The sequence below is a fragment of the Enterococcus sp. AZ079 genome, assembly GCF_050547255.1.
Lineage (GTDB): Bacteria > Bacillota > Bacilli > Lactobacillales > Enterococcaceae > Enterococcus_D > Enterococcus_D casseliflavus.
Genome location: NZ_CP172955.1, coordinates 1,024,679 through 1,041,378 on the forward strand (window position 1 = coordinate 1,024,679; position 16,700 = coordinate 1,041,378).

The window sequence follows — 16,700 nt, forward strand, 5'->3', positions numbered from 1 at the left end:
ATTATTAGTTAATTGAAGGGCGGGTATGCAATGACATCGGTTTTTAAAGGACGCAGTTTTTTAGCAGAAAAGGATTTTACAAAAGAAGAACTACAATATTTGATTGATTTTTCCCAGCACTTGAAAGGGATGAAGGCCAACAATCAACCACATCGCTACTTAGAAGGAAAAAATATTGCACTTTTGTTTGAAAAGAATTCGACACGGACGCGAGCAGCCTTTACGGTTGCAGCGGTGGATCTGGGGGCACATCCGGAATTTTTAGGGGCCAATGATATTCAGTTGGGGTCTAAAGAATCCGTTGAAGATACCGCCAAAGTATTCGGCCGTATGTTTGACGGGATCGAGTTTCGCGGCTTTAGCCAACAGGTTGTCGAAGATCTGGCCAACTATTCAGGCGTACCTGTTTGGAATGGTTTAACGGATGAATGGCATCCAACGCAAATGATCGCTGACTTTTTAACCATTCAAGAAAACTTCGGTGAGCTGACTGGCTTGACCATCGCATACTGTGGGGATGGGCGCAACAATGTCGCTAATTCTTTATTAGTGACCAGTGCGATTTTAGGGGTCAATATTCATGTCGTCACTCCGAAAGTCTTGCAGCCAGAAGCAACCATCATCGCACAGGCACAAGCCTATGCCAAGCAATCGGGCGCAAAGATTTTGGTGACTGATGATGTGGATCAAGGTGTTTTAGGCGCTGATGTCGTGTATACCGATGTTTGGGTATCAATGGGTGAAGAAGAAAAATTCCAAGAGCGGATTGAACAGCTGCTGCCGTATCAAGTCAACCAATCGTTGATGAAAAAAACACAAAACGATCAAGTGATTTTTATGCATTGTTTGCCAGCATTTCATGATGATCAGACCACGTATGGCAAAAAAGCAGCGCAGGCGTATGGAATTTCTGAGATGGAAGTCACTGATGAGGTCTTTCGTAGCAAGTATGCCCGTCAATTTGATCAAGCCGAAAATCGTTTGCACTCAATCAAAGCGATCATGGCAGTGACTGCTGGAGATCTATTTATTCCTAAAGTATAAAATAATTTTTTTTTGAAAATGCCAAAATCTCGCTAGCCAAACAAACATTTCTTTGCTATACTTTCTGGGAAGTAAATAGCCTTGATTTGATGAAACAAGAGAAGTAGCGATTCGAGTATCAGTTAGCGAGTTCGGGGTGGTGGAAGCCGAATTGATCAGATTGTGAAACGCACTTGTGAGAATTTGCCAAGCAAACGGAATTCTGCCGTTATCAGAAAAAAGTAGGTCCGAAAAGGACAATCAGAGTGGTACCGCGGGAAATCTCGTCTCTAGTGCATGTTATGCGCTAGAGGCTTTTTTGTTTTTATCAATAATTTCTTGCATGAAAAACATACAACTGTTTGCTTGCTTCAAACAACTTTTCATCAAAACATGGGCTCAGTCATTATAGGAGGGATACTATGAATAACAAAGAAATCGTCGCACAAGCCATCCATCAAGTAGTAAAAGAAGATCTATCGATCGAACAAGTTCAGCAATTACTGGAAAATCCAAAGTCAGCTGACCATGGGGATGTGGCATTCCCAGCCTTCTCGCTAGCAAAAGTCTATCGGAAAGCGCCGCAGCAAATTGCCGCAGACTTAGCAGAAAAAATCGATCAAGCGTCTTTTGAAAAAATTGAAGTGGTCGGTCCATATTTAAACTTCTTTATGGATAAAAAAGCAATCTCTGCCCACGTCTTAGAGATGGTTCTCAAAGAAAAAAATCATTTTGGCGATCAAACCATCGGCAATCAGCAAGCAGTACCCATCGATATGTCTTCACCAAATATTGCCAAACCCATCTCAATGGGGCATTTGCGTTCCACTGTGATCGGTAACTCAATCGGCTTTATTTTAGAAAAAATCGGTTACCAGCCAATTCGCATCAACCATTTAGGCGACTGGGGCACACAATTTGGGAAATTGATCGTGGCCTATAAAAAATGGGGGTCAGAAGAAGCGGTCAAAGCGGAACCAATCAACGAACTGTTGCGTTTGTATGTTGATTTTCACGAAGCTGCCGAGACAGATAAACAATTAGAAGATGATGCGAGAGCTTGGTTCAAGAAACTAGAAGATGGTGACCAAGAAGCAATGGATTTGTGGCAATGGTTCCGTGATGAATCATTAAAAGAATTCAATAAAATCTATGATATGTTGGAAGTTTCCTTTGATTCATTGAATGGCGAAGCTTTCTATAATGATAAAATGACAGAAGTCGTGGAATTATTAGAGGAAAAACACTTGTTGAAAGAAGACCAAGGGGCAGAGATCGTTGATTTGGCTGCGTATGACTTAAATCCAGCCTTGATCCGCAAATCCGATGGTGCGACTCTTTACATCACACGGGACATGGCCGCAGCGCTGTACCGCAAACGGACCTACAATTTTGCCAAATCATTGTACGTGGTAGGAAATGAGCAAAGTTATCACTTCAAGCAATTAAAAGCTGTTTTGAAGGAAATGGGCTTTGAGTGGGCAGATGATATGACCCACGTACCATTTGGATTGATCACCAAAGATGGGAAAAAATTATCTACGAGAAAAGGGAAGATCGTTCTTTTAGAAGAAGTATTGAATGAAGCGATCGATTCGGCGAAAGAACAAATCACTGAAAAGAACCCAACGCTTGAAAACAAAGAAGAAGTTGCAAAACAAGTCGGTGTCGGGGCAGTCGTTTTCCACGACTTGAAAAATGACCGTTTGAATAATTTCGACTTTACGCTAGAAGAAGTTGTCCGTTTTGAAGGAGAGACCGGACCCTATGTGCAATATTCTCATGCCCGTGCCATGAGCATTCTTGAAAAAGCCGACTTTGATCCTGCTGTTGTCAGCAGTTTGTCATTGGCAGATACTGAGAGCTGGGAAGTCATCAAATTGATTCAGCGCTACCCAGAAACCGTGCTGCAAGCAGCAGAAAAATATGAACCATCCGTCATTGCTAAACATGCCATCAAATTGGCACAGGCCTTTAATAAGTATTACGCCAATGTGAAAATCTTGGCTGAAGATGCGGAAAAAGACGCACGTCTGGCTCTAGTTTATGCAGTAACGACCTTATTAAAAGAAGATTTACGGTTGCTTGGTTTACATGCACCCGACAAAATGTAACAAAAAAAGCTGTGTCCTTGTTTCGACAAAGACACAGCTTTTTTGTAGTAAAAATACAGATAGGTCACATTTGTTCGGTGTCTTATAAGACCGCGTGGTTTCTGATAAATTGATAAAAAGTTTCAGCATCTTCGTCGCTGCGGGAAATCACCGCTACTGTATCAAAGCCCGCCAACGAGCAAACTTTTTCTGGCATAGTCACTTCATCGATCGCAGCCGAAAGCAAAGGCGCATTGTCCGCAACGGTATGGATCAACGTCATAAATTGCACACGATCTACTTTAGTGACAACGTCTTCGATCATCTGTATCAAACGCTGCTCTTCTTCTTTTTCATCTTCTGACGATTGCATTCCTTGAAAAATGACAAACTTCGTCTGACCTGTTTCATCGGGCACTTTCACGATTTTCAAATCACGAATATCGCGAGAGATGGTCGCTTGCGTGGCGGAGACGCCTTGGGCTTCCAATTGCTGCAATAATTCTTCTTGCGTGCGTACAGTATGTTCAGTAATGATTTGTCTAATAAGTAAATGGCGATCAGCTTTTCGCATAGGTAAACTCCTTTAAGCATGATTGATTAAGTCAGCCTTATCATAGCAGATAAAGCCGAAAAAACCTAGATATAATAAGAAAAGAATTAGAACGTTAAAAAAAAGCTGGACCACGAATCGTAGTTTTTCATTTGAATCAGTTGCATTTCTTTTTTAGCTACTGTATACTGTTTAAGGCGTGAGTTTTTCACGTCAATCCCACATCTTGTTCCATCTGCGAAGCGGTGCTGATCGATTCAGTTCTTCAAGGAGTAAAAGAGCAAGAGAGGAAAACAAAAAAACCAAATTGGAGGAAACACAACATGGCAGTAATCTCAATGAAACAATTACTAGAAGCCGGCGTACACTTTGGTCACCAAACTCGTCGCTGGAACCCAAAAATGAAGAAATATATCTTCACAGAAAGAAACGGCATCTACATCATTGATTTGCAAAAAACAGTGAAATTAGTAGACGCAGCTTACGACTACATGAAAAATGTTGCTGAAGAAGGCGGCGTTGCATTGTTCGTAGGTACTAAAAAACAAGCACAAGAAGCAATCAAAGAAGAAGCAATCCGTTCAGGTCAATACTATGTTAACCATCGTTGGTTAGGTGGAACTTTGACAAACTGGGAAACAATCCAAAAACGTGTTGCTCGTTTGAAACAAATCAACAAAATGGAAGAAGATGGCACATTTGCTGTTCTTCCTAAAAAAGAAGTCGTTGGCTTGAACAAAGAGCGCGAACGTCTTGAAAAATTCTTAGGCGGTATCGCTGATATGCCAAGAATTCCAGATGTAATGTACGTTGTTGACCCACGTAAAGAACGTATCGCGATCCAAGAAGCACGCAAATTAAATATCCCGATCGTAGCGATGGTCGATACAAACTGTGATCCAGACGAAATCGATGTTGTTATCCCATCAAATGATGACGCTATTCGTGCCGTTAAATTGATCACTGCGAAAATGGCAGATGCTTTCATCGAAGGTAACCAAGGCGAAGACCAAGTAGCAGAAGAAGATTTTGCTGCTGAATCAACAGAAAACGCAACTTCAATCGAAGAAATCGTTGATGTTGTCGAAGGCGACAACGCATCAGCTGAATAATAAATGATGGAGCTGTTTCAAAGGCTAGGCGCCAAGCCTCACTCTCCTTTGAAACAGCTTTTTTTAAAGACAAGCAATCTTGTTTAAAAACATTTAGGAGGAAACAAAAAATGGCAGAAGTAACAGCTAAATTAGTAAAAGAATTACGCGATATGACTGGTGTAGGAATGATGGACGCAAAACGTGCATTAGTTGAAGTAGAAGGCGACATCGAAAAAGCCGTAGACTTATTACGTGAAAAAGGTATGGCAAAAGCTGCGAAGAAAAACGACCGTATTGCTGCTGAAGGTTTAGCATCTGTGGCGATCAACGGCAACACAGCAGCAATCGTTGAAGTGAACTCAGAAACTGACTTCGTTTCTAAAAACGAAATGTTCCAAGACTTAGTAAAAGAAATCGCTGAAGTAATCGCAGCAAACAAACCAGCTGATATGGATGCTGCTTTAAAATTAGAAACTTCTAAAGGCACAATGGATGCTGCGTTGATCGAAGCAACACAAGTAATCGGAGAAAAAATCAGCTTCCGTCGTTTTGAAGTTGTTGAAAAAGATGACAATGCTGCTTTCGGCGGTTACCTACACATGGGCGGACGTATTGCTGTATTGACTGTTCTTGAAGGAACAACTGACGAATCAGTTGCGAAAGATGTTGCAATGCACGTTGCAGCGATCAACCCTCGCTACGTGAACGAAGCACAAATCTCTCAAGAAGAATTGGATCATGAAAAACAAGTCTTGACAGAACAAGCATTGAACGAAGGCAAACCAGCGAACATCGTTGAAAAAATGGTTGAAGGACGCTTGAAGAAATTTAAAGCAGAAATCGCTTTGGTTGACCAACCATTCGTTAAAGACCCAGATATGACAGTTGAAAAATATGTTGCATCAAAAGGCGCAACTGTGAAATCTTTTGTCCGCTTTGAAGTCGGCGAAGGTATCGAAAAACGCGAAGACAACTTCGTTGAAGAAGTAATGAGCCAAGTGAAAAAATAATTCTGTTCCTCGAACAGATGGGAACGCATGGAAGTGCGCTCCCTTTTTTTAAGCAAAAACGGTTTTTGAAGAAATAGTGTAGATAATTTTCAACGAAAGAGCACCAATATGCTACAATAGAATTGGAGAATGTACGGAGGAATCATGATGGGCAAACCAAAATATCAACGTGTTGTATTAAAATTAAGTGGTGAAGCATTAGCGGGTGACGAAGGCTTTGGGATCAAACCACCGACGATCCAAGAGATCGTTAAAGAGATCAAGGAAGTCCACGAATTAGGCGTACAGATGGCGATCGTGGTCGGCGGCGGAAACATTTGGCGTGGACAAATCGGCGCGCAAATGGGGATGGAAAGAGCACAAGCTGATTACATGGGCATGTTAGCGACTGTGATGAATGCTTTAGCATTACAAGACACACTAGAAAACGCTGGTGTACCAACGCGTGTCCAAACTTCGATCGAAATGCGTCAAATCGCAGAGCCTTATATTCGTCGCAGAGCAGAACGTCACTTAGAAAAAGGGCGGGTCGTCATTTTTGCAGGCGGAACCGGCAACCCTTATTTCTCAACTGATACGACCGCAGCCTTACGGGCAGCTGAAATCAACGCTGATGTCATTTTGATGGCGAAAAACAATGTTGATGGCGTCTACTCAGCAGATCCTAAAACGGACCAAAGTGCTGTGAAATTTGAAGAATTGACCCATTTAGAAGTCATTTCTAAAGGATTGCAAGTAATGGATTCAACCGCAAGTTCATTAAGTATGGACAACGATATTCCATTAGTCGTATTCAACTTGAATGAGCATGGAAACATTCGCCGCGCCATTTTAGGTGAACATATTGGAACGACAGTAAGGGGGAAATAACATGGCTGACAAAATTTTAACAGAAGCAAAAGACAAAATGAAAAAAGCAGCAGAAAACTTGCAGCGGGAATTAGGACAAATCCGTGCTGGCCGCGCGAATGCGAGCATCTTAGACCGCGTAATGGTTACTTACTATGGTGTACCAACACCCTTGAACCAAATGGCTTCAATTACGATTCCAGAAGCAAGAATTTTGATGATCACACCTTTTGACAAAACAATGATCCAAGAAGTAGAAAAAGCTATCATGCAAAGTGATATTGGTATCACGCCTGCCAATGACGGAACAGTCATTCGTTTGGTGATTCCTCAATTAACGGAAGAACGTCGTAAAGAATTAGCCAAAGACGTGAAAAAAGAAGCTGAAAATGCGAAAATCGCGGTCCGTAACATTCGCCGTGATGCGATGGAAGCTTACAAGAAACAAGAAAAAGCTGGCGATATCACAGAAGATGATTTGCGTGAATCTGAAAAAGAAGTGCAAACTGCTACAGATAACAGCATCAAAGAAATCGATGCGATCGCAGCTGAAAAAGAGCAAGAGCTACTTGAGGTTTAAAAGGAATGACGAAGAGTCGCTTCAGCGGCTCTTTTTTTATGGTCGAAAGTGCCGTATGTACTTGAATATCACGACTGTTTTTTTGTTTTTTCTTAATATGGAAATCTTTTCTTGGTTTTCATAGGCAAGAAATCTGATTATTGTTATAATGTAAAAGATGAATTTCAAGAATTGGAAGAGGAGCGAATACGATGCTGCGTTTTTTTCCACAAAAAGACAAATATATCAAAGAAGCGGCTGAACATGAATTTGATCCATCACTGCCGATTCCCCAACACATCGCGATCATTATGGATGGCAATGGCAGATGGGCGCAAAACCGGCGCTTGCCAAGAGTAGCTGGTCACAAAGAAGGCATGGAGACGGTAAAAAAGATCACGAAACATGCTTCACACCTTGGTGTGAAAGTATTGACTCTTTATGCGTTTTCAACAGAGAATTGGAAACGGCCAAACGAAGAAGTGGACTTTTTGATGCAACTGCCCGTCGACTTTTTCGACACGTTTGTTCCTGAGCTGATCAAAGAAAATGTTCAAGTCAAAGTGATGGGGTTCACGGAATCTTTACCCGAACACACACAAGAAGCGGTCAAGCGAGCTATTGACCAAACCAAAGATAATACTGGGATGATCTTGAATTTTGCTTTAAATTACGGCAGCCGCGCAGAAATTTTGACTGCGGTCCAAGCCCTTTATGAAGAGCTTGCAGCTTCGGAGGAAGCCCTGCCCAAGCTCACGGAAGACATGCTGGCGACACATTTGATGACTGGTTTTTTGCCAAACGCGTTACGTGATCCTGAATTGGTGATTCGCACGAGTGGCGAAGAACGTATCAGCAACTTCTTGTTATGGCAGATTGCTTACAGCGAATTATTCTTTACGAAAGCGCTCTGGCCTGATTTCGATGCTGCTTTACTAGAAGATGCGATCGGGAGCTTTCAACAACGAAACCGGCGTTTTGGCGGTTTGAAAACGAAGGAGGAAGAAGAGTGAGACAACGTGTAATCACTGCGGTCGTCGCATTAGCCTTTTTCCTGCCAATTATTTACGTTGGCGGCATTGCCGTCGAATTGCTGGCAGCAGCGATGGCAGGGATTGGTGTTTATGAATTATTTCGGATGAAAGGACTAGCTGTTTTCAGTTTTGAAGGAATTCTTTCAATCATCGGTGCGGTGATTTTAGTTTTACCTCAAGAACGCTGGTTTTTCTTTTTGCCAGAGGGCACAGATAAAAGTGCCTTGTATTATGTAATCGTCCTTTTATTACTAGGGATCGCGGTTATTTCTAAAAATACGTATACTATCGATGAAGCTGGTTTTCCAGTGATCGTCAGCTTATATACGGGTGTCGGGTTTGAACGTTTCTTGACGGCACGTTCAGCAACAGATGGCTTAGTCGTTTTAGTTTTCGGTCTGTTTATCGTGTGGGCAACGGATATTGGGGCTTACATGGTGGGACGGCGTTACGGACAACGAAAATTATGGCCAGAGATTTCCCCTAATAAAACGATCGAAGGGGCCCTAGGCGGGATTGCTGCTGCGGTGGTCGTAGCCGGTCTGTATCTGCTAGCATTTCCAGGGAAAGATTATTTTGGACATGGTAGTGCCATCATGATCTTATTGACGGTCCTCTTTTCGATCGCTGGTCAATTCGGGGATTTAGTGGAATCGGCAATTAAACGTCATTATGGCGTGAAGGATTCAGGCAATCTTTTGCCAGGACATGGCGGGATCTTGGATCGCTTCGATAGCATGCTGTTTGTGTTTCCAATCATGTATTTATTCGGTGTTTTTTAGAAATTATTTAGAAGTGCAGGCTTGGCTTGCGCTTCTTTTTTTAAATTCTTGTTACAACGGGAATGTGAGTTCCTCAACGGGAATCGGTGTGATAAAATAAGGAAAGGCTGCCCTGAATGAGAGGGATGCTGTGAAAGAGAGGAACGAGCATGAAAACGATACTTGTATTTATCATTATCTTTTCCGTAGTGGTAGTGATTCACGAGTTTGGACACTACTTCTTTGCAAAACGGGCAGGTATTTTAGTAAGAGAGTTTGCCATCGGTATGGGGCCTAAATTGTTCGCGCATCAAGCGAAAGATGGGACGACCTACACGATTCGGATGCTGCCATTAGGCGGGTATGTCCAAATGGCGGGCTGGGGTGAAGATGAAACAGAATTAACACCAGGTATGCCAGTCTCCTTGGTTCAAGATGCAACTGGCAAAGTTATCAAAATCAATACGAGCAAAAAGATCCAATTGCCGCAAGCGATCCCTATGGAAGTGACCGACTTTGACTTGGAGGAGAAGTTGACGATCACAGGGTTCATCAATGGCAATGAACAAGAAGCGATTACGTACGCTGTGGATCATGATGCAACGATCATCCATGAAGATGGCGTTGAAGTTCGGATCGCACCTAAAGACGTTCAATTCCAGTCCGCAAAGCTTTGGCAGCGAATGCTGACGAATTTTGCTGGACCGATGAACAACTTTATTTTATCCTTGGTCTTATTCACTGGGTTGGTGTTTGCACAAGGTGGTGATGCGAATCAAGATGCAACCATCGTGACAGGAATCGAAGCAGGAACACCGGCAGCTGAAGCAGGGCTGCAAAATGGCGATGAAATCTTAGCTGTCGAAGGTGTCGATGTTTCTAACTGGTCAGAATTAACGACTGAGATCCAAAAGTACCCAGATACTCAGATTGCTCTAGCAGTCAAACGAGGATCAGAAACACTTGATTTGACGGCAACTCCTGCGAGTCAAGAATCAGGGGAGACCACGATTGGTTTCTTAGGGATCACCGCTTCCTTAAAAACTGGGATCGGAGATATCTTACTGGGCGGCTTGCAAACGACCATTGACAATTCACTGGTGATTTTTAGAGCAGTCGGCAACTTGATTGCCCAACCAGATATCAATAAATTGGGTGGACCGGTAGCGATTTTCCAACTGTCTTCTCAAGCTGCATCGCAAGGGGTAACAACGGTGATCGCGATGATGGCGATGATTTCTATCAACTTGGGGATCTTTAATTTATTACCGATTCCTGGATTGGATGGCGGTAAGCTGGTTTTAAATATTTTAGAAGGTTTGCGAGGCAAGCCAATCAGCCAAGAAAAAGAAGGCATCATTACTCTGATTGGGTTTGGGTTTTTGATGCTGCTGATGGTTCTCGTTACCTGGAATGATATCCAACGTTTCTTCTTTTAAAAATAAGACGCACAAGCAAATCAATTGTTGATCGGGTGAACATGATTTTTTGTAGCAAAGGAGAAAAAAATGAAACAGTCAAAATGTTTGATTCCGACATTGCGGGAAACCCCCAGCGATGCGGAGACGTTAAGTCATCAACTGTTAGTTAGGGCAGGGTATATTCGACAAGTGGCGGCAGGCATTTATGTTTACTTGCCGCTAGCACAAAGGGTGTTAGAAAAGATCAAGCGGGTCATCCGTGAAGAATTGGCACAAATCGATGCCGTAGAGATGGCGATGCCTTCTTTGCTTCCGTATGAGCCATGGAAGGAGTCAGGACGTGCCTCATTGTATGGTGAATCCTTGTATCGATTAACAGATCGAAACGAACGAGAGATCGTTTTAGGACCTACTCATGAAGAGCCGTTTACGACATTGATCAAAAACGAGATCACGTCTTATAAACGGCTGCCATTGAGCTTGTATCAGATCCAAACGAAATATCGGGACGAACAGCGGCCGCGCTTTGGATTGATCCGCAGCCGCGAATTTATCATGCAAGATGGCTATTCCTTTCATGCCGATGAAGCCAGCTTAGATCAAACCTATAATCGTTACGAAATGGCTTATCATGCAATATTGAAACGCTGTGGGATCGAGTATCGGGCAGTGGTCGGGGACAATGGCTTGATGGGTGGCAGAGATTCGAAAGAATTTTTGGCATTGTCGGGGATCGGCGAAGAGCTGATCTGCTACTCGACCGAAAGCGATTATGTCGCCAATTGGAAATTAGCAACCAGTCAATACATCGCCAAAAAATCTCACGAGACCTATTTAGAATTACAAAAAGTTGTTCAGGATGAGCCTTTAACGTTAGAGGAGCTGGCGCAGGCATACGAAACAGACTTGCAAAAAATCGTTCAAGTATCTTTATTACTCGTTGACGAGCAAGTCATTATGGTGTTATTACGAGGCGATCACAGCCTCAATGAAACAAAGGTCAAGCATTACTTAGCCGCTGATCAAGTGAAGGTGCTGACTGTTGAGGAAGCGGAGTCTTATCTGACGAGTGAGACGCAGCTGCGCAGTCCCATTGCGCTTGCTAATTCGATCCAGTTGTACGCCGATCAGCATGTCCAAGATATGGCGAATCTGATCGTTCCAGCGGCAGAAAAACAAAGCTATTATCTCAATGCGAATGTGGGGCGTGATTTTCAACCATTAGCCTTTGCCGATTTTCGCTTGGTTCAAGAAGGTGATCCTTCCCCAGATGGAAAAGGAACCTTAACCTTTACGCGAGGAATCGAAGTTGGGCATATCTTCAAGTTAGGAACCAAGTACAGTGAGGCGCAAGAAGCGACGGTTGTCGATGAAAACGGCGATGAGCAGCCAATCATCATGGGCTGTTATGGGCTGGGGGTTTCTCGGCTGCTTTCAACGATCGTCGAACAATACGGCAATGAATTTGGGATCGATTGGCCCCAAGAAATTGCCCCATTTGATGTGCATATCATTCAAACGTCGATTGAAGATAGCTATCAAAATGCCTTAAGTGAAGAAGTAGAAGAAATGATGAACCAAGTCGGCTATCAAGTGCTGGTAGATGACCGCAATGAACGTGCAGGGGTCAAATTTGCAGATGCCGATTTGATTGGCTGTCCGATTCGCTTGACTATCGGTAAAAAAGCCGTAGAAGGCATCGTGGAGATCAAAATCAAGCATACTGGTGCGACCGTTGAAGTGAGAAAAGAAGAAGTCGCTTCGACCTTGACGATTTTGTTAGCCAATCAGGAATAAACAGGAACGAACAAGAATGAATAACAGATCGAGAGAGGAAATCCTTTCTCGATTTTTTAATGAAAATGAGGGCAAAAAGAGGTATACTAGTGAGTACTGAGAAAAGGAGGATCTTCAATTGTCAAAAGAAAGAGAGACCTTTGAGATATTATTAGACCAAATTGCAGCTGCCCCAAATCTTCGGCAGCATCCGTTGATGCAGACTGCCCAAATCAAACAAGTGACCGTGCATCGACAATCAAAAGCGTGGACGTTTTATTTCCAATTTGAACGTTTATTACCGGTGATGGTGTATCAGTCCTTTAAACAACATATTGAATTGGCGTTTAAAGAGATTGCGGAAGTTCGTATCATCATTGAAGCTCAAGATGGTTCCTTTGATGAGCAATTCATTCAAGAATATTGGCCATTAGCGTTAGCCAATCAAAATTGTGATCGACCACTGGTTCATCAAGTGATCAAAAACCAAATGCCTGTGCTGCAAGAGAACAAAGTGATTTTGCCAGTCAACAATGATGCGGTCATCACGATTTTGCAGCAGCAGTACTTGCCGATCATTGAGGAAAATTATAGTACCTTCGGCTTTCAAAAATTTCGGATCTTGCCGCAGCTAGACCAAGAGCAAGCGGAGGCGGCCTTAAAAGAACTTGAAGCACGCAAGGAAGAGCAAACAGCAGCGTTCCAACAACAAGCTGCTGAGAACTTAATGGCGCACGAGCAACGCAAAAAAGAAGTCAAAACAGTCGAATTTGACGGACCAATCGCCTTGGGACGTAATATTCCTGCCGATGAACCTGTGACACCGATGATCAATATCATCGAGGAAGAACGCCGAGTTACGATCCAAGGGTATGTCTTTGATAAAGAAGTCCGCGAATTGCGTTCAAAACGGAAGATTTTGATTTTGAAAATCACCGACTATACGTCATCGTTTAGTGTGAAAAAATTCTCCAACAATGAAAAAGATGAACAAGTTTTTGATGCCATCGCCAAAGGTAGTTGGGTCAAAGTACGCGGTAGCGTCCAAGAAGATACCTTCATGCGAGATCTCGTTATGAATGCGCAAGATTTGCTGGAAGTCAAACACGAAGCCCGCAAAGACTATGCACCTGAAGGCGAGAAACGGGTCGAACTCCACCTGCATTCCAATATGAGTACGATGGATGCCACCAACAACGTGGCGGATTTTGTCGCTCAAGCAGGCAAATGGGGCCATAAGGCGATTGCGATCACCGATCATGGTGGCGCACAAGGGTTTCCTGATGCCCATCATGCAGGAGAAAAGGCTGGTGTTAAAATTCTTTACGGTGTGGAAGCCAATATCGTGGATGACGGCGTAGCGGTTGCCTACAATCCTCAGCCTGTTCCACTGACCGATGCTACTTATATCGTGTTTGACGTGGAGACCACTGGGTTGTCTGCAGTATACGACACCATTATTGAGTTGGCTGCTGTGCGGATGCATAAAGGCAACGTGGAGGCATCCTTTGATGAATTTATCGATCCCGGTCATCCGTTATCGCGAACGACCGTAGAACTGACGGGAATCACCGATGAAATGGTTCGCGGGTCAAAATCAGAAGAAGAAGTCTTACGTTTGTTTCGTGAGTTTTCTGAAGGAGCCATTTTAGTTGCCCACAATGCGTCATTTGATATGGGCTTCTTAAATACCAGTTATCGAAAATACGGTATTCCAGAAGCGGAAAATCCGGTCATTGATACATTGGAACTCGCTCGTTATTTGTATCCAGAGTTTAAGCGATTCGGTTTAGGTGTCCTTTCCAAAAAATTCGGCGTCAGCTTAGAACAACATCACCGAGCGATCTACGATGCCGAGGCAACCGGTCATTTAGCATGGATCTTTGTCAAAGAAGCGATGGAAAAACATGACATGCTACTGCACGAAGAGTTGAACCGACACGTGGGGGGTGAGAACTCCTATAAAGCAGCTCGGCCTTTCCATGCCACGATTTTAGCCCGAACACAGGCGGGATTGAAGAATTTATTCAAGCTAATCTCGATGTCGAATGTGAAGTACTTCCATGATAAAGTTCCGCGGATCCCGCGCTCAGAATTGGTGAAATTGCGGGAAGGATTGTTAGTCGGAACCGCTTGTGATAAAGGAGAAGTCTTTGTCGCAATGATGCAAAAAGGGGTCGATGCAGCACGAGAACTTGCCAAGTTTTATGACTATATCGAAGTCATGCCCAAAGCAGTTTATGCCCATCTTCTGGAAACGGAGCTCGTGAAAAGCGAAAAAGACCTAGAAGACATCATTCGGAATCTGGTAAAGATGGGGGAAGAGTTAGGGAAAATCGTTGTGGCTACTGGGAATGCCCATTACCTGAACGAAGAAGATGCCATTTATCGTAAGGTCTTGATCAATTCGATGGGGGGCGCCAATCCCTTGAATCGACATAGTTTACCGGATGTACATTTCCGAACAACCGATGAGATGCTGACCGCTTTTCAGTTTTTAGGTCCAGAAGTAGCGAAAGAAATTGTAGTGACGAACCCGAATAAAATCGCTGATCTCTGTGAAAAAGTCATTCCGGTAAAAGATGATCTGTATACACCAAAGATTCCCGGATCTGAACAAGAGATCACCGACTTGAGTTACAACCGTGCCAAAGAGCTATACGGTGATCCATTACCAGAAATTGTGGAAAAACGTTTGAAAAAAGAGCTTGATTCGATCATTGGGAATGGGTTTTCCGTGATCTATTTGATCTCACAAAAACTGGTTCATAAAAGCAATGAAGACGGCTACTTAGTAGGGTCGCGGGGATCAGTCGGTTCTAGTTTTGTCGCAACTATGACCGGGATCACTGAGGTCAATCCATTAGCTCCTCATTATTATTGTCCCGATTGCCAGTATTCTGAGTTTTATGAAGACGGCTCGTATGGTTCTGGTTATGATATGCCAGAGAAAAAGTGTCCAAAATGCGGCACTCGTCTGAACAAAGATGGCCATGATATTCCTTTTGAAACATTTCTTGGCTTCCATGGCGACAAAGTCCCCGATATCGATTTGAACTTCTCAGGGGAATATCAGCCAGAAGCCCATAACTATACGAAAGTACTCTTCGGTGAAGAATACGTCTATCGTGCAGGAACGATCGGTACCGTAGCCGATAAAACAGCCTTTGGTTTCGTAAAAGGCTTTGAGCGCGATCATAATCTTCATTATCGAGCAGCCGAAGTCGATCGCCTGGCAAAAGGCGCCACTGGCGTCAAACGGACGACTGGTCAGCACCCGGGGGGGATTATCGTTATTCCCGACTATATGGATGTTTATGATTTCACCCCGATCCAATACCCAGCGGATGATCAAAATGCGGAGTGGAAAACGACCCACTTTGATTTCCATTCGATTCATGACAATATCTTGAAGCTGGATATCCTCGGACACGATGATCCGACAGTCATTCGGATGCTGCAGGATCTATCAGGTATCGATCCTAAAACGATCCCTACCGATGATCCAGAAGTGATGCGTATTTTTGGCGGCACGGATGTGTTAGGCGTGACCGAAGATCAGATTTATTCGAAAACCGGCACATTAGGCATCCCAGAATTTGGTACCCGCTTTGTGCGGGGGATGCTGGATCAAACCCATCCATCGACCTTTGCTGAACTCCTGCAGATCTCTGGTCTTTCCCATGGTACCGATGTATGGTTGGGCAATGCGGAAGAATTGATCCGTCGCGGAGATGCCAGCCTAGCGGAAGTAATCGGCTGTCGGGATGATATCATGGTGTATTTGATCCATGCTGGTTTAGATGACGGGATGGCCTTTAAAATCATGGAGACGGTCCGTAAAGGACAATGGAACAAGATCCCTGACGACTTGCGAGATACTTACTTGCAAGCGATGCGGGAGAACAATGTCCCAGAATGGTATATCGATTCTTGTTCGAAGATCAAGTACATGTTCCCGAAAGCCCATGCGGCGGCGTATGTCTTGATGGCGTTGCGGGTGGCTTACTTTAAAGTGTACTTCCCAATTCTCTATTACTGTGCTTATTTCTCTGTCCGAGCAGATGACTTTGATTTGATTGCTATGTCAAAAGGAAAAGATGCCGTAAAAGAACGGATGCAAGAAATCAATGACAAGGGAATGGATGCGTCAACGAAAGAAAAAAATCTGTTGACGGTTCTAGAATTAGCCAATGAAATGCTGGAGCGCGGCTATGAATTCGGGATGATCGATCTGTATAAATCCGATGCAGAAAATTTCGTGATCGATGGGAAAAAATTGATCGCACCGTTCCGAGCAGTACCGAGTTTAGGGCTGAACGTAGCGAAACAAATCGTGGAAGCACGAAAAGATGGTCCCTTCTTATCGAAAGAAGACCTCGCCAATCGCGGGAAAGTTTCTAAGACATTGATTGAATACATGACGGATAACGGTGTTCTAAAAGATCTACCAGATGAAAATCAGTTGTCGTTGTTCGATATGTTGTAAGCCAACGGCTGTTCACATAAAAAAAAAAGCCCATCATT

Annotated in this window: 12 protein-coding genes and 1 other annotated feature; of the genes, 11 read left to right on the top strand and 1 reads right to left on the bottom strand. The window is 43.5% G+C overall.

Translation table 11 applies throughout. From position 1 onward, the window contains the following. Nucleotides 1–30: 30 nt before the first annotated feature. Nucleotides 31–1,044, top strand: a complete 1,014-nt coding sequence (gene argF / locus IGJ15_RS05100) for an ornithine carbamoyltransferase (RefSeq protein ID WP_231435238.1) — start codon at nt 31–33, stop codon at nt 1,042–1,044. Between the two features lie 80 nt (nt 1,045–1,124). After that, nucleotides 1,125–1,318: a binding site (T-box leader), on the top strand. 127 nt (nt 1,319–1,445) lie between these two features. Beyond that, the gene (gene argS / locus IGJ15_RS05105; protein ID WP_086338047.1) at nt 1,446–3,137 is read left to right on the top strand and encodes an arginine--tRNA ligase; all 1,692 of its coding nucleotides are present in this window, start codon (nt 1,446–1,448) and stop codon (nt 3,135–3,137) included. An 82-nt stretch (nt 3,138–3,219) separates the two neighbouring features. Here argS and IGJ15_RS05110 read toward each other — a convergent pair whose 3' ends face one another. Then, nucleotides 3,220–3,690, bottom strand: a complete 471-nt coding sequence (locus IGJ15_RS05110) for an arginine repressor (RefSeq protein ID WP_005229424.1) — start codon at nt 3,688–3,690, stop codon at nt 3,220–3,222. Between the two features lie 302 nt (nt 3,691–3,992). On the opposite strand from IGJ15_RS05110, the gene rpsB reads away from it, so the two are divergent. The 9 genes from rpsB to IGJ15_RS05155 all read left to right on the top strand — a co-directional run bounded on the left by rpsB (nt 3,993) and on the right by IGJ15_RS05155 (nt 16,662). Beyond that, on the top strand, nt 3,993–4,781 hold the full coding sequence (rpsB, locus tag IGJ15_RS05115) for a 30S ribosomal protein S2 (protein ID WP_005229426.1): 789 nt from the start codon (nt 3,993–3,995) through the stop codon (nt 4,779–4,781). 110 nt (nt 4,782–4,891) lie between these two features. Continuing rightward, a complete protein-coding gene (tsf, locus tag IGJ15_RS05120) occupies nt 4,892–5,773 on the top strand; it encodes a translation elongation factor Ts (protein WP_005229432.1) in 882 nt (293 codons plus the stop codon). Between the two features lie 147 nt (nt 5,774–5,920). Beyond that, on the top strand, nt 5,921–6,643 hold the full coding sequence (gene pyrH / locus IGJ15_RS05125; protein WP_005229433.1) for a UMP kinase: 723 nt from the start codon (nt 5,921–5,923) through the stop codon (nt 6,641–6,643). Nucleotide 6,644: 1 nt separating this feature from the next. Further along, nucleotides 6,645–7,202 (top strand): ribosome recycling factor, encoded by a 558-nt coding sequence (frr, locus tag IGJ15_RS05130; RefSeq protein ID WP_005229434.1) that lies wholly within the window; start codon nt 6,645–6,647, stop codon nt 7,200–7,202. A gap of 191 nt (nt 7,203–7,393) precedes the next feature. Continuing rightward, nucleotides 7,394–8,194, top strand: coding sequence for an isoprenyl transferase (locus IGJ15_RS05135; protein ID WP_015510051.1), 801 nt, complete (start codon nt 7,394–7,396; stop codon nt 8,192–8,194). After that, nucleotides 8,191–8,997, top strand: coding sequence for a phosphatidate cytidylyltransferase (locus IGJ15_RS05140; RefSeq protein WP_010749318.1), 807 nt, complete (start codon nt 8,191–8,193; stop codon nt 8,995–8,997). The genes IGJ15_RS05135 and IGJ15_RS05140 overlap by 4 nt, the downstream gene beginning before the upstream one ends. Nucleotides 8,998–9,146: 149 nt before the next feature. Then, entirely contained in the window at nt 9,147–10,415 is a 1,269-nt protein-coding gene (gene rseP / locus IGJ15_RS05145; protein WP_231435236.1) for an RIP metalloprotease RseP, read from the top strand. Nucleotides 10,416–10,484: 69 nt separating this feature from the next. After that, a complete protein-coding gene (locus IGJ15_RS05150) occupies nt 10,485–12,194 on the top strand; it encodes a proline--tRNA ligase (RefSeq protein ID WP_430599325.1) in 1,710 nt (569 codons plus the stop codon). A gap of 118 nt (nt 12,195–12,312) precedes the next feature. Then, nucleotides 12,313–16,662 (top strand): PolC-type DNA polymerase III, encoded by a 4,350-nt coding sequence (locus IGJ15_RS05155; RefSeq protein WP_231435235.1) that lies wholly within the window; start codon nt 12,313–12,315, stop codon nt 16,660–16,662. Nucleotides 16,663–16,700: the final 38 nt, after the last annotated feature.